The organism is Vibrio sp. 1078-1 (assembly GCF_033340475.1).
The window spans coordinates 1-20,736 of record NZ_JAWOWM010000018.1; the positions used below are offsets into that span (position 1 = coordinate 1).

General features: G+C 46.2%; 20 protein-coding genes and 1 tRNA gene. 13 read left to right on the forward strand and 8 right to left on the reverse strand.

Annotation, left to right across the window (positions count from 1 at the left end):
* Positions 1–2: 2 nt before the first annotated feature.
* Positions 3–75, reverse strand: a tRNA-Gly gene (locus R7190_RS22190).
* A 156-nt stretch (positions 76–231) separates the two neighbouring features.
* Positions 232–777 (reverse strand): oligoribonuclease, encoded by a 546-nt coding sequence (gene orn / locus R7190_RS22195; protein WP_005381461.1) that lies wholly within the window; start codon positions 775–777, stop codon positions 232–234.
* Positions 778–906: 129 nt separating this feature from the next.
* Between orn and rsgA the strand changes: the two genes are divergently transcribed.
* The 4 genes from rsgA to R7190_RS22215 all read left to right on the forward strand — a co-directional run bounded on the left by rsgA (position 907) and on the right by R7190_RS22215 (position 5,547).
* Positions 907–1,971 carry a small ribosomal subunit biogenesis GTPase RsgA gene (gene rsgA / locus R7190_RS22200; RefSeq protein ID WP_005386419.1) on the forward strand — a complete coding sequence of 355 codons (1,065 nt, stop codon included), beginning with the start codon at positions 907–909 and terminating at the stop codon, positions 1,969–1,971.
* Between the two features lie 116 nt (positions 1,972–2,087).
* Positions 2,088–2,945, forward strand: coding sequence for an archaetidylserine decarboxylase (gene asd / locus R7190_RS22205; RefSeq protein ID WP_186584609.1), 858 nt, complete (start codon positions 2,088–2,090; stop codon positions 2,943–2,945).
* Between the two features lie 166 nt (positions 2,946–3,111).
* Positions 3,112–4,527: an SLC13 family permease gene (locus R7190_RS22210; protein WP_017635572.1), complete on the forward strand. Its 1,416-nt coding sequence runs from the start codon at positions 3,112–3,114 to the stop codon at positions 4,525–4,527.
* A gap of 132 nt (positions 4,528–4,659) precedes the next feature.
* Entirely contained in the window at positions 4,660–5,547 is an 888-nt protein-coding gene (locus tag R7190_RS22215; RefSeq protein WP_186584608.1) for a DMT family transporter, read from the forward strand.
* 82 nt (positions 5,548–5,629) lie between these two features.
* On the opposite strand, the gene gpmM is transcribed toward R7190_RS22215, so the two are convergent.
* Positions 5,630–7,162: a 2,3-bisphosphoglycerate-independent phosphoglycerate mutase gene (gene gpmM, locus R7190_RS22220; protein WP_005381471.1), complete on the reverse strand. Its 1,533-nt coding sequence runs from the start codon at positions 7,160–7,162 to the stop codon at positions 5,630–5,632.
* Positions 7,163–7,709: 547 nt separating this feature from the next.
* Between gpmM and R7190_RS22225 the strand changes: the two genes are divergently transcribed.
* The 5 genes from R7190_RS22225 (at position 7,710) to R7190_RS22245 (ending at position 12,140) form a co-directional block, all read left to right on the forward strand.
* A complete protein-coding gene (locus tag R7190_RS22225) occupies positions 7,710–8,144 on the forward strand; it encodes a rhodanese-like domain-containing protein (protein WP_005386415.1) in 435 nt (144 codons plus the stop codon).
* Between the two features lie 225 nt (positions 8,145–8,369).
* On the forward strand, positions 8,370–8,834 hold the full coding sequence (gene secB, locus R7190_RS22230) for a protein-export chaperone SecB (protein ID WP_005386410.1): 465 nt from the start codon (positions 8,370–8,372) through the stop codon (positions 8,832–8,834).
* Positions 8,835–9,029: 195 nt separating this feature from the next.
* Entirely contained in the window at positions 9,030–10,067 is a 1,038-nt protein-coding gene (gpsA, locus tag R7190_RS22235) for an NAD(P)H-dependent glycerol-3-phosphate dehydrogenase (protein WP_005381474.1), read from the forward strand.
* Between the two features lie 78 nt (positions 10,068–10,145).
* Positions 10,146–10,967 carry a serine O-acetyltransferase gene (cysE, locus tag R7190_RS22240; protein WP_005381475.1) on the forward strand — a complete coding sequence of 274 codons (822 nt, stop codon included), beginning with the start codon at positions 10,146–10,148 and terminating at the stop codon, positions 10,965–10,967.
* Between the two features lie 27 nt (positions 10,968–10,994).
* Positions 10,995–12,140 carry a murein hydrolase activator EnvC family protein gene (locus R7190_RS22245; RefSeq protein WP_065274934.1) on the forward strand — a complete coding sequence of 382 codons (1,146 nt, stop codon included), beginning with the start codon at positions 10,995–10,997 and terminating at the stop codon, positions 12,138–12,140.
* A 73-nt stretch (positions 12,141–12,213) separates the two neighbouring features.
* Here the strand turns inward: R7190_RS22245 and R7190_RS22250 are convergent, their stop codons facing one another.
* The 4 genes from R7190_RS22250 to epmA all read right to left on the reverse strand — a co-directional run bounded on the left by R7190_RS22250 (position 12,214) and on the right by epmA (position 15,327).
* A complete protein-coding gene (locus R7190_RS22250) occupies positions 12,214–13,170 on the reverse strand; it encodes an acetyltransferase (protein WP_065274935.1) in 957 nt (318 codons plus the stop codon).
* A 144-nt stretch (positions 13,171–13,314) separates the two neighbouring features.
* Positions 13,315–13,950: a TetR/AcrR family transcriptional regulator gene (locus R7190_RS22255; RefSeq protein ID WP_005381480.1), complete on the reverse strand. Its 636-nt coding sequence runs from the start codon at positions 13,948–13,950 to the stop codon at positions 13,315–13,317.
* A gap of 21 nt (positions 13,951–13,971) precedes the next feature.
* Positions 13,972–14,346 (reverse strand): VanZ family protein, encoded by a 375-nt coding sequence (locus R7190_RS22260; protein WP_005456934.1) that lies wholly within the window; start codon positions 14,344–14,346, stop codon positions 13,972–13,974.
* Positions 14,347–14,355: 9 nt separating this feature from the next.
* Positions 14,356–15,327 carry an elongation factor P--(R)-beta-lysine ligase gene (epmA, locus tag R7190_RS22265; protein WP_065274936.1) on the reverse strand — a complete coding sequence of 324 codons (972 nt, stop codon included), beginning with the start codon at positions 15,325–15,327 and terminating at the stop codon, positions 14,356–14,358.
* Positions 15,328–15,765: 438 nt separating this feature from the next.
* Here epmA and frdA point away from each other — a divergent pair, with 438 nt between their 5' ends.
* Genes frdA through frdD form a run of 4 tightly spaced genes read left to right on the forward strand, consistent with a single transcriptional unit; the run spans position 15,766 to position 19,098 of the window.
* Entirely contained in the window at positions 15,766–17,565 is a 1,800-nt protein-coding gene (gene frdA / locus R7190_RS22270) for a fumarate reductase (quinol) flavoprotein subunit (protein ID WP_186584606.1), read from the forward strand.
* Positions 17,565–18,323, forward strand: coding sequence for a succinate dehydrogenase/fumarate reductase iron-sulfur subunit (locus tag R7190_RS22275; protein WP_005381489.1), 759 nt, complete (start codon positions 17,565–17,567; stop codon positions 18,321–18,323). Before frdA ends, R7190_RS22275 begins: the two co-directional genes overlap by 1 nt.
* A 2-nt stretch (positions 18,324–18,325) precedes the next feature.
* Positions 18,326–18,709, forward strand: a complete 384-nt coding sequence (frdC, locus tag R7190_RS22280) for a fumarate reductase subunit FrdC (RefSeq protein WP_005381491.1) — start codon at positions 18,326–18,328, stop codon at positions 18,707–18,709.
* An 11-nt stretch (positions 18,710–18,720) separates the two neighbouring features.
* Positions 18,721–19,098, forward strand: coding sequence for a fumarate reductase subunit FrdD (frdD, locus tag R7190_RS22285; protein ID WP_005381493.1), 378 nt, complete (start codon positions 18,721–18,723; stop codon positions 19,096–19,098).
* A 102-nt stretch (positions 19,099–19,200) separates the two neighbouring features.
* Here the strand turns inward: frdD and R7190_RS22290 are convergent, their stop codons facing one another.
* Positions 19,201–20,604, reverse strand: coding sequence for an SPFH domain-containing protein (locus R7190_RS22290; RefSeq protein ID WP_005386397.1), 1,404 nt, complete (start codon positions 20,602–20,604; stop codon positions 19,201–19,203).
* Positions 20,605–20,736: the final 132 nt, after the last annotated feature.

Below are 20,736 nucleotides of genomic sequence, written 5' to 3' on the forward strand. Positions count from 1 at the left end.
GGAGCGACACACGAGGTTCGAACTCGTGACCTCAACCTTGGCAAGGTTGCGCTCTACCAACTGAGCTAGTGTCGCATCAACAACGTTTCCGCTGTTTAGGGCTGCGAATTATAAGAGCATTTTTTTGTGATGCAAGTCCTTCCTTCAAAAAAACTTTATTTTTTTACTGAACGACGAAAAAGCAATCAAAAGCGATATAAATTACAACAATTTGGATCGCAACCTTAACAGTTAAATCTTGAAAATAGTACCTCGATAGTACTTAAGTTCTGCGATGGACTCACGAATGTCGTCCAAGGCCAAATGTGTTCCCTGTTTTGTGAACCCATTTAGCACCTCAGGTTGCCAGCGACGTGCTAGTTCTTTAAGAGTACTAACGTCAACATATCGGTAATGGAAGAACTCTTCCAACTCAGGCATATGCTTGTATAAAAAGCGGCGATCCTGCCCAATGCTGTTACCACATATTGGCGAAGCTCCTTTCGGCACCCATTTTTCTAAAAATTCAATGGTTTGTGCGACTGCGTCTTGTTCTGAGATTTGACTGTTTCGAACGCGCTCCACCAAACCGCTTGCCGTATGCGTATTAGTGCACCAGTCGTCCATTTTCACCAGTTCTTCTTCCGGCTGATGAATCGCTAACACTGGACCTTCAGCCAAAATATTTAGTTCGCTATCTGTGACAATAGAAGCAATTTCGATGATTTTGTGCGTTTCAGGATCAAGCCCTGTCATCTCTAAATCAACCCAAATTAGGTTTTGATCGCTAAAGGACATGGTTACGCCGCCTATTTGTTTATCGATAAAAGAGGTACTATACCTCAAAATACGAGAAACACGATACTCATACACGGAGCCAAGAGTACGGCTCAACCATTTGAGTAAATTCACATAAAGTACAGAATTGTGGCAAAGAAGAAAAAGTTAACCAAAGGTCAGGTGCGACGCGTACGTAGCAACCAACAAAAGCGTTTGAAGAAGCAAGAAGATTCCATCCAGTGGGATGAAAACATGCTAGGCGCCAGCAAGCAAGGTCTCGTGATCACTCGTTTTGGTCAGCACGCGGACATTGAAGACCTTGAAACAGGCGAAATTCAACGCTGTAACCTCCGCCGTGGTATTGAGTCTCTAGTATCTGGCGATCGTGTTTTATGGCGCGAAGGATTGGAGTCTATGGCGGGCATCTCTGGTGTTGTTGAAGCGGTAGAACCTCGCTCTTCAGTGCTCACTCGTCCAGATTATTACGATGGTCTAAAACCCGTTGCAGCCAATATTGATCAAATGGTCATTGTCTCTTCGGTATTACCAGAGCTATCGCTAAATATTATTGACCGCTATCTCGTTGCATCAGAAACACTGAATATTGCGCCATTGTTGGTCTTAAATAAGGTCGACCTTCTAGAAGCCGATGACCGTGCAATGTATGAAGAATGGCTCAAAGAATATGAACGTATTGGCTATAAAGTGCTTCTGGTCAGCAAGAAGTCTGGAGAAGGCATTGCTGAACTAGAAACCCTACTGCGTGATCGAATTAATATCTTTGTTGGTCAATCAGGCGTAGGGAAATCCAGCTTAGTCAATGCGTTAATGCCGGAACTAGAGAGCGAAGTGGAAGAAGGCGAAGTCTCTGAGAACTCTGGCTTGGGCCAACACACCACGACGGCTGCACGTTTATACCACATTCCAACGGGTGGCGATTTGATCGACTCACCTGGAGTACGTGAATTTGGTCTTTGGCATTTGGAAGCAGAAGAAGTAACAAAAGCATTCGTTGAATTTCGACCATATTTAGGCGGTTGCAAGTTCCGAGATTGTAAACACAATGATGACCCAGGCTGCCTTCTACGCGAAGCTGTCGAGAACGGGGAAATTAACGAAACTCGCTTTGAAAACTATCATCGCATTTTGGAAAGCATGGTTGAAAACAAAGCAAATCGTCAGTATTCACGTAATAAAAAAGCCGATCTGTAATTGAGTTAAGGCTGTAACTGTGTAAAAAGTCTTCACCTAATACTGACAAGCAAATTAAATTTCAGTAACATCACGCGCCCTAAAGCGCGAATCTAACAGAAGTATCGGAATTAAAGATGGACAAGTTTAAAGTTGGACTGCAGTACTGGATCCCACAACACGGCCTCACTCGCCTAATGGGTAAACTGGCTTCAGCAAAAGCTGGCGGTCTAACAACAGCAGTTATTCGTTGGTTTATCAAACAATACAATGTGAATATGGATGAGGCAAAGCACTCAGATCCTAAGCATTTTAAAACGTTCAACGAGTTTTTCGTTCGTGAGCTAAAAGAAGGCGCACGCCCAATTTCTGAAGGCGAAAACGTCATCACTCATCCAGCCGACGCTTGTGTTAGCCAGTTTGGCCCTATTGAAGCTGGTCAACTTATCCAAGCAAAAGGTCATCACTTCTCAGCACAAGAATTGCTGGGCGGTGACGCGAATTTAGCGGACGAATTTAAAGATGGTTCTTTTGCCACATTGTATCTATCTCCGCGCGATTACCACCGTGTACACATGCCATGTGACGGCACTCTGCGCCAAATGATTTACGTACCAGGTGACCTGTTCTCAGTAAACCCTCTGACAGCAGAAAACGTACCGAACCTATTTGCTCGTAACGAGCGTGTGGTGTGTATCTTCGATACTGAGTTTGGTCCAATGGCACAGGTGCTTGTTGGTGCGACAATTGTTGGTAGCATTGAGCAAGTATGGGCTGGCACTATCACTCCGCCTCGTGGAAACACTGTCTACAAATGGGATTACCCAGCAGAGGGTGACAAGGCCGTGATCTTGAAAAAAGGCGAAGAGATGGGCCGCTTCAAACTGGGTTCTACTGTTATTAACCTGTTTGCCAAAGACGCGATTGAGTTTGACGCAAGCATGGAAAACGGTAAGCCAACCGTTATGGGCACACCTTACGCCTTGAAAAAATAAGTAAAACACCGTTAAAGAGCCCTTTATTAAGGGCTCTTTTTATTGATAAAAAGCAAAACTCCGTTCGAAATTTAGCCTCTATTTCTCAAACTCATACCTGCCTCTAAGACCCTCATTCCACAATCAATTATCCTGCGCTTAGAATGAATATTTAGAGGGGCAGCCAATGCCAAAGATGAGTGTAAACACGTTGGCGAAATTGCTGGTGTGCTTTTTAATTCCGCTCGGTGTTTTGATGATGCCGATTGATGCTATTCCTATTGACGATCTCACTTTAATTCAGCATCGCCTGTTGGCTATTTTTCTTCTTGCTGCCCTACTTTGGGTTCTCGAGCCGGTTCCCGTTTTTGCTACGTCCATTCTTATTATCGCTCTTGAACTGATCATGATATCGGATAAAGGTTTGCATCTATTTCGCAATCCACCAGCGGGGCATGATTTAGGAGAGTTAATTGCTTACACCGATATTTTCTCGGCCTTCTCTTCACCGATCATTATTCTTTTTATGGGTGGTTTTGCTCTTGCGATTGCGGCTTCCAAATACGAGCTCGACAACAACCTCGCCCGAGTTCTATTAAAACCATTCGGCACCCAACCTAAGTTCATCATGCTGGGCTTGATGTTAATTACCGCCGTTTTTTCAATGTTTATGTCCAATACTGCCACGACCGTGATGATGCTAGCCCTGCTTGGCCCCATCGTCGCTTCAGCACCTAAAGGGGATTTAGGCATTAAAGCACTGGTGTTGTGTATTCCAATTGCCGCGAATACAGGCGGCATTGCGACTCCGATAGGCACGCCACCTAATGCGATAGCGCTTCAATATCTCACTGGAGAAAACGCGATAGACTTCCTATCGTGGATGACAATGGGTCTACCCTTTGTGTTGGTACAACTCACTGTAGCTTGGTTCTTGTTGCAAAAGCTGTTTCCGTCTAGCGAACCAGAAATGAAACTAAAGCTAGATGGTACATTCAAAAGGAGCTGGCGTGCGATCGTCGTCTACATCACTTTTGCACTAACCATTGTGCTTTGGATGACAACGAAAGTGCATGGCATGAATACATACGTTGTCGCGATTATCCCACTAGCAGTGTTCACGTTAACGGGCATTATGGGAAAAGAAGAGCTCAAGCTGATTAACTGGGATGTTTTATGGCTGGTTGCCGGTGGTATAGCAATTGGTATTGCCTTAGACAAAACGGGCTTAGCCGAAGCATTAGCGCACGCCATTGATTACAGCCTGCTATCACCATTTGCCGTTGTTTTAGCCCTGTCAGTAGTGTGTTGGTTAATGGCGAACTTTATGTCTAATACCGCAACAGCAAACTTATTGATGCCTATTGCTGCCGCTATTGGTACATCAATGCCAAGCCTTATTGCGGTTGGTGGCCTACAAGGTTTACTGGTTGTCGTCGCCTTCTCCGCATCACTTGGCATGATCTTACCGGTTTCCACACCACCAAACTCTTTGGCTTATTCAACAGGCCTCATCGAGAGCAAAGACATGGCGAAAGTGGGGCTGATTCTTGGTTTGATTGGTCTATTTATCGTGTATGGCGCAGTTCTGGTGCTGTTTTAATCGATAAGCTCCGTGACAGAGCTTGTTGTCATGGAGCTGTTCGCCAACTATTGCCCTTGCAGAGCCGCTTTTACATCCATTAAATTTCGTGCATATTAAGACTCCTCTACTCTACAAGGACGTCGACACATCATGGGTTACGAATGGCTTGCTTTATGCGCCGCTTTTCTGTGGGCAGTTTCTAGCCTAATTTCGGTCATTCCTGCACAACACCTAGGCGCATTTTCTTACAGCCGCTGGCGTATGGGCTGCACAGCCGTGATCTTATCAACAATGGCCTGGATAACTGGCGGCTGGTTAACGGTTTCTTGGGAACATGTAACGCCAATGATGGCCTCAGGACTGATTGGTATTTTTATTGGTGATACCGCTCTATTCGCGTGTTTGAATCGTATGGGGCCAAGACAGGCCGGGTTACTATTCTCTTGCCACGCCGTGTTCTCTGCCATCTTGGGCTACTTCTTATTTAGCGAAGTCATGACCACAATAGAACTACTGGGCGCATCATTGGTATTTAGCGGCGTGGTGATGGCGATATTCTTTGGCCGAAGAGGTCAAGTGAATAACGTCTTGGAAGACATTAAAGGTAACATCTGGGTGGGTATTGGACTTGGCTTAACCGCAGCAATGTGCCAAGCATTGGGCGGCATCATCGCCAAGCCAGTAATGCAAACCAGTATTGACCCAGTTGCGGCTTCTGCTATTCGAATGATCAGTGCCTTTTTCGCCCACAGCATGTTGTTAATTCTAGGGGTCAAAGTCGCTCACTCGACGCAACACATTACTTGGCGCGTATTTGGTATTACTGCACTTAATGGTTTCTTGGCGATGGCCGTCGGCATGACGCTAATCTTATACGCACTGCAAGAAGGAAATGTAGGTATGGTTGCACTGCTATCTTCAACCACGCCAATTATGTTGCTACCACTGCTCTGGATTTACACGAAACGCCGACCAAACCGATTTGCATGGTTGGGCGCAGCCCTAGCTGTGATTGGTGCGGGCATATTGGTTCAGTAACCTTACAGACCAGCCCTTACTGCCAGATACAAAAAAGCCCGAGTTTAAACTCGGGCTTTTGTCATTCGGAGCCGTTAGTTAATCATTTAACTAGTACTTCACCCGTCATTTCTGCTGGGATTTCTAGACCAGCTAGAGAAAGCATGGTTGGTGCAAGGTCAGACAGTTTACCGCCTTCTTTGAATTCAACCGCTTTGTCACCTACATAGATTAGAGGTACTGGTAGGTTAGTGTGAGCAGTGTGGATGCCGCCAGTTTCAGGGTCGATCATCATTTCTGCGTTACCGTGGTCCGCAGTGATCAATAGTTGACCGCCAACTTCTTTGATTGCTTCAACCACTTTACCCACACTTTCATCTAGAGCTTCGATTGCTTTCTCAGCCGCTTCATAAACGCCAGTGTGACCAACCATATCTGCGTTCGGGTAGTTACAGATGATGGTATCGAACTTACCTGACTTGATAGCCGCAACCATCTTATCTGTTAGTTCTGGAGAGCTCATTTCAGGCTGCATGTCGTACGTTGCAACTTTTGGAGAAGCAACCAATTGACGCTCTTCGCCTTCAAATTCGTTCTCAACACCACCGTTGAAGAAGAAAGTCACGTGTGCGTATTTCTCTGTTTCAGAGATACGTAGCTGAGTTTGACCTTGTTTAGATAGCCACTCACCGTAAGTGTTTTCTAGAGACGCAGGTGGGAATGCGATAGCTAGAGGGATATCAGCCGCGTATTGAGTCAGCATCACAAAGTTGATTGCTGGGAATACTGCACGCTCAAAGCCGTCAAACGCAGGAACGAATGCACGAGTGATTTGACGTGCACGGTCAGCACGGTAGTTCATGAAGATAACCGCATCACCATCTTGCATGATTGCGTCTTCTTGACCTTCCGCTTTGATAGCTGTTGCTTTAACGAATTCGTCGTTTTCTTCACGAGCGTAAGCCGCTTCTAGACCTGCAACTGCCGTTTCTGCTGTGAACTCAGCTTTAGCTTGAGTTAGAAGATCGTAAGCAACTTGGACGCGATCCCAGTTGTTGTCACGGTCCATTGCGTAGTAACGACCTACTAGAGAAGCAACGCGGCCTTTACCTAGTTTCGCAAATAGGTCTTGGAAACGTTGTAGTGAGTTTTCAGCACTACGTGGTGGTGTGTCACGGCCGTCTAGGAAGCAGTGTAGGTAGATTTTCTCTGCGCCACGCGCCGCTGCCATTTCAACTGCTGCGTAAATGTGGTCTTCGTGAGAGTGAACACCGCCTGGAGACATCAGGCCCATGATGTGTACTGCTTTTTCAGCTTTCACAGCAGAGTCGATTGCTTCAACTAGCGCAGGCGTTTGTTCGAACTCACCATCAGCAATTGATTTAGTGATACGAGTCAGGTCTTGGTATACAACGCGGCCTGCACCAATGTTAGTGTGACCAACTTCAGAGTTACCCATTTGACCATCAGGAAGGCCAACATCCATGCCTGAAGCAGAGATTAATGTGTGTGGGTTATTCGCAATCAGAGCATCCATTACTGGTGTTTTCGCATTCGCAATTGCGTTACTTGCTGTGTCTTCACGGTAACCGTAACCGTCAAGGATAACTAGAGCCAATGGCTTCTTAGCTGACATAGTGATGACCTCATCAAATTTAAGTAACTTTTGGCGTAGGGCCTCGCTGCCCTATCTAACCTTGAAACAAAACTAGCGTAATTTTACTACACTTTTTAACCAAAACTGTAGGTTAAGATCAAATAATGTTTGCGATTTATTGTTGCTATCTTACAAGTTAAGCGAACAACGAGTCAGTGCCGACAATCGTGTTCCACAAGCATAGTCATTTCTAATACGCTTTGTACACCCCAGTCTAAGTTCGGTTTTCTTACGCTTCTCATTCTTATTTTTGCACTTGAAACAGCGCTAATTTAAAGCAACATCAAACAAGATGGGTTAATACCTATTGTTCTCTTTTCTCAGTAAAACAGAAGTCACTTAAACCGATAAGTCCAATAGGCAAAAACAATCAAGCTACCAGAGCAAAATGTACGGATAGTAAGGGCATAACGGGTTTATAGAGATCTCAATTATTCGTTAGAAAATTTTAACCCTCTCGCCTAAGAGCCGTAACCTCGCTATACTCCTGCTTTATTTTTCCGCCAACAGCGTAAGAGCTCAAGACATGCAAGAGTACATTGAATTTTTCCAACAGAACATGATTCTATCTTTGGTTTGGGTAGGTCTTCTTGTCGCCTTTATCATGAACATCGTGAAGTCAGCGACAGCCGCATACAAAGAAATCAACGTAAACCAACTGACTCATCTTATGAACCGTGAAAACGGCGTTGTAGTGGATATCCGTACCAAAGACGAGTTCAAAAAAGGTCATATCACCGACTCACTTCACATTTTACCGTCAGACATCAAAGCGGGTAACTTGGGTAGCCTTGAAAACCACAAATCAGACCCAATCATTGTGGTATGTAAGACAGGACAGACCGCTCAAGAAAGCGCAAACCTACTAGTAAAAGCAGGCTTCGAAAACGTGAGCCTACTAAAAAATGGTTTGATTGCGTGGAACGAAGCGAACCTGCCGTTAGTTCGCGGTAAGAAGTAGGAACGTGGCAAGAACGAAAGTTCGCGTTTAAACGCGCTTTTACCAAGCCTCGCGGACAAAAAACTGAGCAAATTGAAAGCAGTTGGAGCACTAAGTTGTGACGCTTTGCACGTAATACACGCTTCATCTAGTCAAGGTAGATTGGCTCAGTTAGTCTCAGGACATACCAGTTTTCTGAGCTTAGACGTTTCTAAGCTCAACAAATATTGATTTAAGGATTAAAAAATGGCTGAAGCAGCACCTCAAGACGCACAACAAAACTTCGCAATTCAACGCATCTTCCTAAAAGACGTTTCTTTTGAAGCGCCGAACTCTCCAGTAATTTTCCAGAAAGAGTGGAACCCAGACGTTAAACTAGACCTAGACACTCAAAGCCGTGAGCTTGGTGAAGGCGTTTACGAAGTTGTTCTACGCCTAACCGTTACTGTGAAGAACGAAGAAGAGACTGCGTTCCTATGTGAAGTTCAACAAGGTGGTATCTTCACTGCTGAACAAATGGAAGCTGGTCAACTTGCACATTGCCTAGGCGCATTCTGCCCGAACATCCTATTCCCATACGCTCGTGAAACTATCTCAAGCCTAGTCGTTAAAGGTACGTTCCCTCAACTGAACCTAGCGCCAGTAAACTTTGACGCGCTATTCATGAACTACCTACAACAGCAAGCTCAACAAGGCGAAGCTGAAGCGTAATTCACGTTTTATAAGTGACGAATAGCCACAGTGCTGACGTCACCGAATCAAATAAAATGCACAGAGCGTCTACCATCCGATGCAATGTGCATTTTTTATTTCTGACAAAAGTTCCTAGTTCCTAATCGCCAGAAGGCGTAAAATTTGACGATTAGGAACTAGATTCTACTAGTAGCAAGACAATTAGGCGGTAGCATGACACAAGCAAATACAAACAATGCTTACGGTAAAGACATCGCAATGACTGTGATTGGCGCAGGCTCATACGGCACCTCTTTGGCAATCTCACTCGCTCGTAACGGCGCGAACGTTGTTCTTTGGGGACACGAGCCAGAGCACATGGCTCGCCTAGAAGCAGACCGAGCTAACCATGCCTTCTTACCAGGTGTTGATTTCCCTGAAAGCTTGATCATTGAATCGGATTTAGAAAAAGCCGTTCAAGCAAGCCGAGATTTGTTGGTTGTGGTTCCAAGCCATGTCTTTGGCATCGTGCTAAACAGCTGTAAACCATTCTTGCGCGAAGACTCTCGCATCTGTTGGGCAACCAAAGGGCTTGAACCTGAAACGGGGCGCCTGCTGAAAGACGTCGCTTATGACATTATCGGTGAAAACTACTCACTAGCAGTATTGTCTGGCCCAACGTTTGCGAAAGAGCTCGCAATGGGTATGCCGACTGCAATTTCAGTTGCGTCTCCAGATTCTGAATTTGTTGCGGATCTACAAGAAAAAATCCACTGTAGCAAAACCTTCCGCGTATATGCCAATAGTGACTTTATTGGTATGCAATTGGGCGGTGCTGTGAAAAACGTTATTGCGATTGGTGCAGGTATGTCTGATGGTATCGGTTTTGGCGCCAACGCCCGTACTGCATTAATTACTCGTGGCTTGGCTGAAATGAGTCGCCTTGGTGCTGCGCTGGGTGCACAGCCAGAAACCTTTATGGGCATGGCAGGTTTAGGCGATCTTGTCCTGACATGTACCGATAACCAATCACGTAACCGACGCTTTGGCTTGGCATTAGGCCAAGGTAAAGACGTTGATACGGCTCAAGAAGAAATTGGCCAAGTGGTTGAGGGTTACCGCAATACAAAAGAAGTATGGCTACTTTCTCAACGTATGGGTGTTGAGATGCCGATAGTTGATCAAATTTATCAAGTATTGTATCAAGGAAAAGATGCGCGCTTAGCAGCGCAAGATTTACTTGCTCGTGACAAAAAAGCCGAAGGAAAGTAGCAATCTACCGCCCTTTGCAGCTCATCTGAGAAAAATTGAAGTTGTCGGGTCACGGAAGAACCACTCTGGATATTGAGAATGAAACACTGCGAAAAACAAAAAGTCTGGAACAAAATTGTCTCAGAAGCCCGTGAAATGTCAGAACAAGAGCCTATGCTGGCGAGCTTCTATCATGCCACCATTATCAAGCATGAAAGTTTGTGTGCCGCTCTGAGTTATATTCTGGCTAACAAATTGAACACCGCTTCCATGCCAGCGATGGCTGTGCGTGAAGTGGTTGAAGAAGCCTTTGCGGCTGATCCAACCATCACTGACGGCGCGGCTTGTGATATTTGTGCCACGGTCAATCGCGACCCTGCTGTTTCAATGTACTCAATGCCATTGCTGTACCTAAAAGGCTATCACGCACTGCAAGGCTACCGAGTAGCAAACTGGCTATGGAAGCAAGGTCGTCACGCTCTTGCGACTTACCTACAAAATCAGATTTCGGTAGCATGTCAGGTCGATATCCACCCTGCAGCGCGCATTGGTAGTGGCATCATGCTCGACCATGCAACAGGCATCGTGATTGGTGAAACTGCCGTGGTCGAAAACGACGTGTCTATACTGCAAGATGTCACCCTTGGTGGTACTGGTAAAGAATGCGGTGATCGTCACCCGAAAATTCGCGAGGGTGTGATGATCGGAGCTGGTGCAAAGATTCTTGGCAATATCGAAGTCGGTGAAGGCGCGAAAATCGGATCTTGCTCTGTGGTATTGCAAGCCGTGCCTCCTCACACAACGGTGGCTGGCGTGCCTGCAAAAATCGTCGGACGTCCAAAAACGGACAAACCCTCTCTCGATATGGATCAAGGCTTTAACGGCAAGTCGCAAAGCTTTATCCATGGAGATGGTATTTAATCGTCAACAAACCTTTTTGACAACAACGTGGTAGGTAACTCTCAAGTGCGAAAACAAAATCACCCTGTTCTACGCTCGGCTATTTTATTAACTTGTGCTTTATCTGCCACTTATCCCATTACCTCCTCTGCTGTGAGTCAGCAAGAGCTCAAAGGCGTATCCAGTGAGATAAGCCGTCAGCGCAAATCGCTCTCTTCCCAAGAAAAGCAGCTCAATGAGTTACAGAAATCACTAAAAGATCAAGAGCTTGGTATTTCTAAGCTTGAGCGTGAAATACGACAAACCAAGTCTAACCTCGCACAAGCAGACAAAAACATAGAAAACCTGGAAGAGAAAATTGCCTTGCAAGAAGCACAGCGTCAAGAGCAAGAAGAAGAACTCAAACAGCTGCTGCAAACGTATTACGTAACCGAGCGAGCGAAGGCCAATGGTCACTTGTTAAATCAAGGTGTGGAAGAAGACCGCATGAGCCAATACTTCCAGCATTTAGCTAAAGCACGTGCTGAAGTGATTGATGCGATCACCAAAATAACCCAAGAATTAGCGCACAACAAAAACCAGCTCGAGCTAGAAAAAGAGCAAATCGAGACTCTGCTCAAGCAGCAATCCGAAAAACGTACAGCGCTAGCGAGTACACAATCCAAGCGTAAACAAACCCTGACTAAAATTCAGAGCAGTATCAAGAATGACAAACGCTACTTAGCCGAGCTGCAACGCAACGAAACCCGTTTAAAAGCAGAGATAGCCAAAGCAGCGAAGCGTAATGCGGTGCCAATGGACGGACTCGGCAAACAGCGCGGTAAGTTGCCTTGGCCACTCAAAGGCAGTGTGTTACACAACTTTGGTACGCGACAAACCGGGCAGGTAAACTGGAAGGGCATGGTGCTGTCTGCCAACTATGGTCAACAAGTGAAAGCCGTTTATCCTGGTACTGTCGTATTTGCGGAGTATCTGCGCGGATACGGTTTAGTGGTACTGCTCGACCACGGCAAAGGTGACATGACCCTCTATGGTTACAACCAAGCCTTAACTAAAAAAGAAGGCGACCGAGTCACCGCCGGCGAAGTGATTGCTCTCGCGGGTGATACAGGTGGTCAAGACAGGCCATCGCTGTACTTTGAAATTCGTCGTAATAGTGAAGCGCAGAATCCGAAATCTTGGTTAAAGCGCTGATTATCTGACTTATTGACTTGTCATAAAAAAGGAGCCACTCGGCTCCTTTGTTGTATTCATGTTTTGGAAAATGCTATGCGTAGTAGGTTTCTACCGCATCAATAAAAGCATTCACATCATCTTTGCTTAACGCGTTGATTCCTGCCGCCGCCTCTCGCCCCCCACCTGTCGGGAACTGACCACACACGGCCACGGCACCTTGTTTATTGTTTAACGGGGCACGGAGTGAAACCGTATAAGTACCATCTGCATTTTCAGTAAGTACCGCATGCGCAGAGTCAGGGGTTTGGTTTGCTAGCCAGTTGCCATAAACACCACTGATTCGGCGTGATGCCGCCGTGTTTGGTAACTCAAACAACTTCAGCTTACCGCTCTCATGCATGGCAGGCACTGCGAGAGCCGCCTCCATGTCTTGTTGGTAAGCCGATTGCAATTGGTAGTATGGCGAGGCCGTATCTTCAATAGCTTCAAATGGTGACATGTACTTCAGCAAAGCTCGGTACAGCTCCGCAGGATGAAAGTGTAAATCTTCGACTTTCGAGCCGTAGCCGTTGTAGTTAATTAAAGTACCCAGCTCTTTTAGCTGCTCTTTCTGTTGCTGCGACAAGCCCGCGTTATTCGCTAACTCATTGGCTTTAGCAATCATGTTATCGCCATAAGCCGCCGTAATCGCCCAGTCATGAAAACGCCCATCAAGCAACTTATCGACAATCAACGCCGTGCACATGTTGGCATCGAGATCGATGTGCGCATCCAAATTACCATGCTGAGGAATGTCACCAGCTTTGTGATGGTCGGCGTAAAAGACGTGCGCGCCTTGAGCCAAAGCTTGCTCTAGACCTGCCATGTTCTTTTCCATCGAAATGTCTAACACAGTCAGCTCATCACCCGCTTGCACGTCTACTTTTTCCACCAGTTTGATGTCGCGCTTTACACCGGTTATTAACTGGGCATCGACAGGATCAGCCAAACGTAATTGCAGAAGAGCAATGATGCCATCAGCATCACCATTAAAAATGTCGTAATTCATGGGGCGATAGTTCCTTTATCGAGAATCTTATCCCTGCAAGGGTTTTTAGCGTATGGGACTATTGTGCGTGGCATATTTGACAAGTCAACTCGAGCCACGACTCGAAAATGAGAGTGACTCTCGAAATATTAAGCAGTTTGACGTTTAACTGTGTAGATTGCTAACCGCATCTTCTAATAACAGTAGCTGCTCTAAGCCCTGCTCAGTTGCTAATGGCTTAACGACATTAAGCATCTGCAACATCCCTTGCTTCACCATTTGCTCGGTAATGTTGGTTTTTGAAGCCATCGCGGATTGATACGCCAACCAACTACACGCAATCAAGTGTAATGTACATACCAATGACTTCAACTGTTGTTGATCGACATTCAACAGCTTCATCGTTACGAACTCTTGCATAATAGCAATGAGGTTGGCTTGCAGCTTCTCTTGCACATCGATGTACTGCTCGTGCAGCTGTTCATCTCGTGACAAGATTTCTGGTAGGTTTGCGTAGAAAAAGCGGTATTTCCACATCAAGGTAAAAATAGAGTCTAGGTAGCTCTTCAGCATAGTCAGGCTCTCTTGTGAGCCTTGAATAGGGGTAAATCTTTCTAAAAGTTCTGCTGAATAAAGCGCAAAGATCTCACGAACGATTTCTTGCTTATTGCGGAAGTGGTAATACAGATTACCAGGGCTAATTTCGATGTGATCGGCAATGTGATTGGTGGTGATGTTGCGCTCACCATGTTGGTTGAACAACTCCAGTGCCGCGTAGACGATTTTGTCGCGCGTTTTCATTGTTATCGTATTCCCTCTTCATTAACGAATCGAGTATAGCGACTTCACCAACCTAGGTCGATAGAGGCTCCAAATACGGTAACATAACAGACCAGTTAAGATGCCAGTCGAGTTGGCGACAAGGTCTAACCAAGAGGTTTGTCTGCCGACATAGCCTTGTAGCCACTCAATGACGGCGCTAAATAGCAAAATACCCATCGCCACCGCCCAACGTTGACGCCAACGCCACACGCAAAAGCAACCTAAAAACGCAAAGCCGCTGTACGCCATGGCGTGCTGCATTTTGTCGAGGTACGCGATATTGCCCCAGTCTTGTAGTTCACCTGAACTCAGAGATAAAAAAGCGATCAATATGGCGTAGCTCAAGATGACGAAACGTGCAGCCGTCAAGTTCATTGGATATCCTTATGCGATTGGAAATGGAAAGGCCGTGACTTGATCAATGTGGTCACAGCCTAGCGCCAGCATGATCAAACGATCGATACCCAGCGCAACCCCTGCACAGTCTGGCAATCCTGCTTCCAGTGCAGAAATCAGATGATAATCGATCGGCTGCGGTTTTAAACCCATTTCGATACGCTTTGCGTTATCTTGTTCAAAGCGCGCTAATTGCTCTTTCGGGTTGTCCAGTTCATGGAATCCGTTCGCCAGCTCTATCCCCTTAAAGTACACTTCAAAACGATCCGCGACGCGATGATCTTGAGGATTGATTTTTGCGAGCGCCGCCTGTGACGCCGGGAAGTCGTACACAAAAGCCGGCACATCCTGACCAATTTTGTTTTCTACTCCCACGCTAAATAACAGTTGCAGCAACGTATCGCGATCTTCTTCTGGCTCAGCAATGTCACTCAAACCCAGCTTGCTTGCCGCCGCTTTCAGCTCAGTCATCGAGCCTTCCAGTGGACACACACCCAACACATCAATGAAGGCTTGCTGATACGTCATGCGCTGCGCTGCGCCACACTTCAATACCAGCTGCAACAGGTCATCCATTTCATCCATCAATTTATGATGGTCAAAGTCAACGCGATACCACTCCAACATCGTAAACTCGGGGTTGTGGTATCGACCATTTTCTTCGTTACGAAACGCTTTATTGATTTGATAAATACAACCACTGCCCGCTGCCAAAAGGCGCTTCATATGGAATTCTGGACTGGTCACAAAGAACAGCTTACTGCCATCAGCGTAACCAGGGCCAACAAACTCGGTTTGGAAAGTATGCAAATGAATGTCAGTCACGGTCGCGTGGCTCATCGCTGGCGTGTCCACTTCCATCACCTGTCGCTCTGCAAAGAATTGACGAATGGCGGCGATTAACGTCGCACGTTGACGAAGTTGCTCAATGGAAGCGGTAGGTTGCCAGTTGGTTTGCATAATAAGTCTCTCAAAACTCTAATTTAGCGCGTAAAAACCCCATTCTACATGCTTTTCACGGTTCGACGAGAGGGGAATTTCCCTTCTCTATTTTCCCGCCACATTGTTTAAATTTGAAGCAAGCATTACTCGTGCTGCAGTACAAAAAACATTCGAAATAAAACCTGTTATCAATGACAGCAATGTCGGGCAACACTCATTTAACATTCATGGATATGACGTTTGAGTTTCAAATGTTTCGTGCCGTGATAGCAGTCACATAACCTATAAATTCTATGCCCTTAAGTGCATTACCGAAGCAAAAACCCAATTACATCAATTTTTCTGCCATGTGGCTCATCTACACTAACCCTACTACTTTTGGGGAGTTCTTTTAAAAGAGCGCCTCGCAATCACAATAACAAGCGGATTTCCGCAATCACACACTGGAGGATAACTGTGCAAATTATCACCACAGATATCGCAGTCATCGGCGCAGGCGGCGCTGGTCTTCGTACTGCTATTGCAGCGGCTGAAGCAAACCCTGACTTAGAAGTCGCTCTGATTTCTAAAGTTTATCCAATGCGCTCCCACACGGTCGCTGCAGAGGGTGGCTCAGCAGCAGTTATCAAGGATGAAGATAGCTTAGACAACCACTTCAACGACACTGTTGGCGGTGGTGACTGGCTATGTGAACAGGATGTTGTTGAATACTTTGTAGAGAACGCGACTCGCGAAATGATCCAAATGGAGCAATGGGGTTGCCCATGGAGTCGTAAAGAGAACGGTGAAGTCAACGTACGCCGCTTTGGTGGTATGAAGGTTGAACGTACTTGGTTCGCTGCAGACAAAACTGGCTTCCACATGCTTCATACGCTATTCCAGACATCAATGAAGTACAGCAACATCAAACGTTTTGATGAGTACTTTGTGTTGGATCTGCTTGTTGATGAAGGCGAAGTTCAAGGTCTGATTGCTATTCACATGTCTGAAGGCGAGCTTGTTACTATCAAAGCAAAATCTGTTGTTCTAGCAACAGGTGGCGCGGGCCGTGTTTACCACTGTAACACCAACGGCGGTATCGTAACGGGCGATGGTATGGCAATGGCGTACCGTCACGGCGTTCCTCTACGTGATATGGAATTCGTTCAATACCACCCAACCGGTCTTCCTGGCACAGGTATCCTGATGACGGAAGGTTGTCGTGGTGAAGGCGGTATCATCGTTAACAAGAACGGCTATCGTTACCTACAAGATTACGGCATGGGCCCTGAAACTCCAGTTGGCCAACCGAAGAACAAATACATGGAACTGGGTCCTCGTGACAAAGTTTCTCAAGCTTTCTGGCACGAACAACAGAAAGGCAACACCATCAAACACCCACTGGGTGACGTGGTGCACCTAGACCTTCGCCATCTTGGTGAAGAGTACCTACAAGAACGTCTACCGTTCATCTGTGAGCTAGCAAAAGCTTACGTAAACGTGGACCCTGCAAAAGAGCCAATTCCAATTCGTCCAACCGTTCACTACACCATGGGTGGTATTGAAACGGACGGCGGATGTGAAACTCGCATTAAAGGCCTATTCGCGGTGGGTGAATGTGCGTCTGTTGGTCTTCACGGTGCAAACCGTTTAGGGTCTAACTCACTGGCTGAGTTCGTGGTATTTGGCCGCGTAGCGGGTGAAAACGCAGTGAAACGCGCAGCAGAATTCAAAGGTTGGAACGACGCGGCAATTGACGCGCAAGTCAAAGCCGTTGAAGAGCGCATCGCGAAACTGATGAACCAAGAAGGCGACGAAAACTGGGCAGAAATACGCACAGAAATGGGCCACACCATGGAAGCGGGCTGTGGTATATACCGCCAAGAAGATTTGATGCAAGCGACTATCGACAAAATCACTGAGTTGAAAGAACGCTACAAACGCATCAGCATCAAAGACAAAGGTAAAGTGTTCAACACAGACCTTCTATACGCAATCGAAGTGGGTTATGGCCTAGAAGTCGCAGAAGCGATGGTTCACTCTGCGATTCTACGTAAAGAATCTCGCGGTGCGCACCAACGTCTAGACGACGGTTGTACAGAACGTGATGACGTGAACTTCCTAAAACACTCACTTGCTTTCTACAAGCCAGAGTCAGCACCAAGTATCGATTACAGCAATGTGACCATCACTAAGTCACAACCAAAAGCTCGTCTATACGGTGAAGCAGCAGAAAAAGCCGCGGCTGAAGAGAAGAACGCAGAGGAGCAAGCATAATGTCAGCAAATCGCATTCAAAAAGTAGACATCCTGCGTTACGACCCAGAAAAAGATGCAGAACCATACAAGCAAACATTCGAAGTCCCATTCGATGAAACCATGTCTGTACTTGACGCACTTGGTTACATCAAAGACCACCTAGACAAAGATCTGTCTTACCGTTGGTCTTGCCGTATGGCGATCTGTGGTTCTTGCGGCATCATGGTGAACAACGTACCGAAACTTGCTTGTAAGAGCTTCCTACGTGACTACCCAGACGGTGTGACTATCGAGCCTCTAGCGAACTTCCCAATCGAGAAAGACTTGATTGTTGATATGACGCCATTCATCGAGCGCCTAGAAGCAATCAAACCATACATCATTGGTAACGATCGTAAACCAGAAGACGGTACGAACTTGCAAACGCCAGAACAGATGGCGAAATACAAGCAGTTCGCTGGCTGTATCAACTGTGGTCTGTGCTATGCAGCATGTCCTCAGTTTGGTCTTAACCCAGAGTTCATCGGTCCTGCTGCACTAACGCTAGCCCACCGCTACAACCTAGACAGCCGTGACAACGGTAAAGATGAGCGCATGAAGCTTATCAACGGTGAAAACGGTGCTTGGGGTTGTACGTTTGTTGGTTACTGTTCTGAAGTTTGTCCGAAGAACGTTGACCCAGCAGCGGCAGTAAACCAAGGCAAAGTGGAGTCTTCTATGGACTTCGTGATTGCTATGTTGAAACCTGATGGTTCACCAAAGAAAGTGGAGGCATAAGGATGAGCAATCGTAAACCTTACGTTCGTGAAGTAAAACGCACTTGGTGGAAGAACCATCCTTTCTACCGCTTCTACATGCTACGTGAAGCGACGGTGCTTCCGTTAATCCTATTCACTCTGTTCCTAACTTTCGGTTTAGGTTGCTTGGTGAAAGGTCCTGAAGCATGGCAAGGTTGGTTAGCGTTCATGGCGAACCCAATCGTAGTCGCAATCAACATCGTTGCACTACTCGGTAGCCTATTCCACGCTCAAACTTTCTTCAGCATGATGCCACAAGTAATGCCAATTCGTTTGAAAGGCAAACCCGTGGACAAGAAGATCATCGTATTGACTCAGTGGGCCGCGGTTGCGTTCATCTCACTGATCGTTCTCATCGTGGTGTAAGGAGCTGAGCAATGAAACCGAATTATAGTGTAAACACATCACCAAAACGTTCTGATGAGCCAATCTGGTGGGGTCTGTTTGGCGCAGGTGGTACTTGGTTCGCGATGATCACGCCAATCACTGTTCTTGTGCTAGGTATCTTGGTCCCACTAGGCGTGATTGATGCAGAAGCGATGAGCTACGAGCGTGTCTCTGCATTCGCAACCAGCATCATCGGTGCGCTATTCATCATTGGCACGCTAGCATTGCCAATGTGGCATGCAATGCACCGTGTACACCACGGCATGCACGACCTTAAGTTCCACACTGGTGTGATTGGTAAAATTGCATGCTATGCATTTGCAGGCCTCATCACTGCACTAGCAGTTATCTTTATCTTCATGATTTAAGAGACTAACCAAAAAAAGAAAAAGCTGGCTAAATGCCAGCTTTTTATTGCTTTGGGTTACCTATGATCTTTTTGCTTTTTAAGCTTTTGACCACCCATGATCTTATTGCTGTGCGACCTTCTTTGTCTGGTCCATAAGACCCAGAGCACCAAAGCCAGTAATCACATCTAGGTTTGTTTTCAAGCCCGTTTCGTCACTTCCACCAATGTAATTTTGTGGCATCTGAACTTGGAAGTTTTGCAAATTGTTGTACAGCGAGTTCGCTACGTCTCGATTCAATTCTGCCAAGTAAACTTCACGGTTTGCTCCTAACGCCGCATACTTACCTTTTAGGACTTCAGATTCTGCGCGACCTTTCGCTAATATCGCTTTCGCTTCAAACTCAGCAGAAAGTGCGTTCGCTTTTTGAATCGCTAAGTTAGCCTCTGCGATAGCTAGCTCTTTCTCCTTCTCGACCTCAGCAAGTCGTTTGGTTTTTTCCACTTCAACGATTTCACGCTCTGCAATCTGACGCGCCACTTCCACTTCTTTTTGTTGAGCAATAATTGCGAGTTCTTTACCACGCTGGGCGTCTTGCACCTCACGTGTTCGTTGAATCTCTTTGCGTAACTGCTCGGTCTCTGCCTGTGCTTTCGACGTTTCTTGTTCCTGAATCGCGCGAATACGATCCGCCACTAAACGCTTTTTATCTGCCAATAGCTGATCTAATTGCTTTTCGGGCTGTGGGTCACCAATGGTCACCTGCGTCACTTGAATACCGTATTGTTGTAACGGATTGTCTTGACGAATCGGTTGCCCGGTTTTGTCTACGACTGGCACAGTTTTCCATACCAGTTGATTGGTGCGCTGTAATTGGTTCGGATTAGCTTGATTCGCCCCAACAGGCGCAAGATCCAACTCTTCCACTTCAACCTGACGTCGCTCTGTTAGATAAATCCCCTCTCGTAACTGATCGCCAAGTTTCGATTTGAACTGGTTCAAACCACCTTGGAAAAACTCTTCACCCGTGTATTGGGTTGCGGTAATCACCGTTACGTTACGTGCGTTCTTTACAAGCAGCGCATCGATCAAGTTACTGTTGTTGCGGAACTCTTTATGCATCTTCTTCACCGCTTCAGGGTCATTACTGAGCTTAAAGCGGAATGTTACGGGGATCTGACCAATATAGGTGTCGGCAAATCGAACCTGAATCGCATCAAGACGTTGATAAAAATCTTCGCCCTTGCTGTTACCGAATGACACGGTGATGACTTGGTCATACTTGGTGATTTTGGACAGAAATGGCATGCGAAAATGAATGCCAGGTTCAGTAAACACATCCAACTCACCAGTAATATTATTCTGATGCACGTAGCTGTAACCCGCATCGGTCATCAGCACCGAGCTATTAATCGTTAAGCCTATTGCCAACAGCGGTACGCCAAATACGGCTGCTTTTAATCCTTTATGTAGTAACTGACGTCTTTCTTCCACCTTTAAACCCCTTCCTAAACCTCTGCTTTCCATTTTGTTCTCCTTTTTGGATTGTTACTGAGTTAAATCGATAAAAATCAGATTGCTATGCAACTCAGCGACAAGTACTAATGTATCAAAATGTTACATTAAGGAATAATCGACAGATTCATGGAATAAATAAGA

Coding starts and splice junctions, on each gene's coding strand:
- epmA (WP_065274936.1), bottom strand. CDS start 15,327: ATGCAAACCAACTGGCAACCTACCGCTTCCATTGAGCAACTTCGTCAA.
- R7190_RS22250 (WP_065274935.1), bottom strand. CDS start 13,170: ATGAATTACGACATTTTTAATGGTGATGCTGATGGCATCATTGCTCTT.
- R7190_RS22210 (WP_017635572.1), top strand. CDS start 3,112: ATGCCAAAGATGAGTGTAAACACGTTGGCGAAATTGCTGGTGTGCTTT.
- R7190_RS22275 (WP_005381489.1), top strand. CDS start 17,565: ATGTCAGCAAATCGCATTCAAAAAGTAGACATCCTGCGTTACGACCCA.
- R7190_RS22225 (WP_005386415.1), top strand. CDS start 7,710: ATGCAAGAGTACATTGAATTTTTCCAACAGAACATGATTCTATCTTTG.
- orn (WP_005381461.1), bottom strand. CDS start 777: ATGTCCTTTAGCGATCAAAACCTAATTTGGGTTGATTTAGAGATGACA.
- R7190_RS22260 (WP_005456934.1), bottom strand. CDS start 14,346: ATGAACTTGACGGCTGCACGTTTCGTCATCTTGAGCTACGCCATATTG.
- R7190_RS22290 (WP_005386397.1), bottom strand. CDS start 20,604: ATGGAAAGCAGAGGTTTAGGAAGGGGTTTAAAGGTGGAAGAAAGACGT.
- frdD (WP_005381493.1), top strand. CDS start 18,721: ATGAAACCGAATTATAGTGTAAACACATCACCAAAACGTTCTGATGAG.
- R7190_RS22255 (WP_005381480.1), bottom strand. CDS start 13,950: ATGAAAACGCGCGACAAAATCGTCTACGCGGCACTGGAGTTGTTCAAC.
- R7190_RS22215 (WP_186584608.1), top strand. CDS start 4,660: ATGGGTTACGAATGGCTTGCTTTATGCGCCGCTTTTCTGTGGGCAGTT.
- frdC (WP_005381491.1), top strand. CDS start 18,326: ATGAGCAATCGTAAACCTTACGTTCGTGAAGTAAAACGCACTTGGTGG.
- gpmM (WP_005381471.1), bottom strand. CDS start 7,162: ATGTCAGCTAAGAAGCCATTGGCTCTAGTTATCCTTGACGGTTACGGT.
- gpsA (WP_005381474.1), top strand. CDS start 9,030: ATGACACAAGCAAATACAAACAATGCTTACGGTAAAGACATCGCAATG.
- secB (WP_005386410.1), top strand. CDS start 8,370: ATGGCTGAAGCAGCACCTCAAGACGCACAACAAAACTTCGCAATTCAA.
- cysE (WP_005381475.1), top strand. CDS start 10,146: ATGAAACACTGCGAAAAACAAAAAGTCTGGAACAAAATTGTCTCAGAA.
- asd (WP_186584609.1), top strand. CDS start 2,088: ATGGACAAGTTTAAAGTTGGACTGCAGTACTGGATCCCACAACACGGC.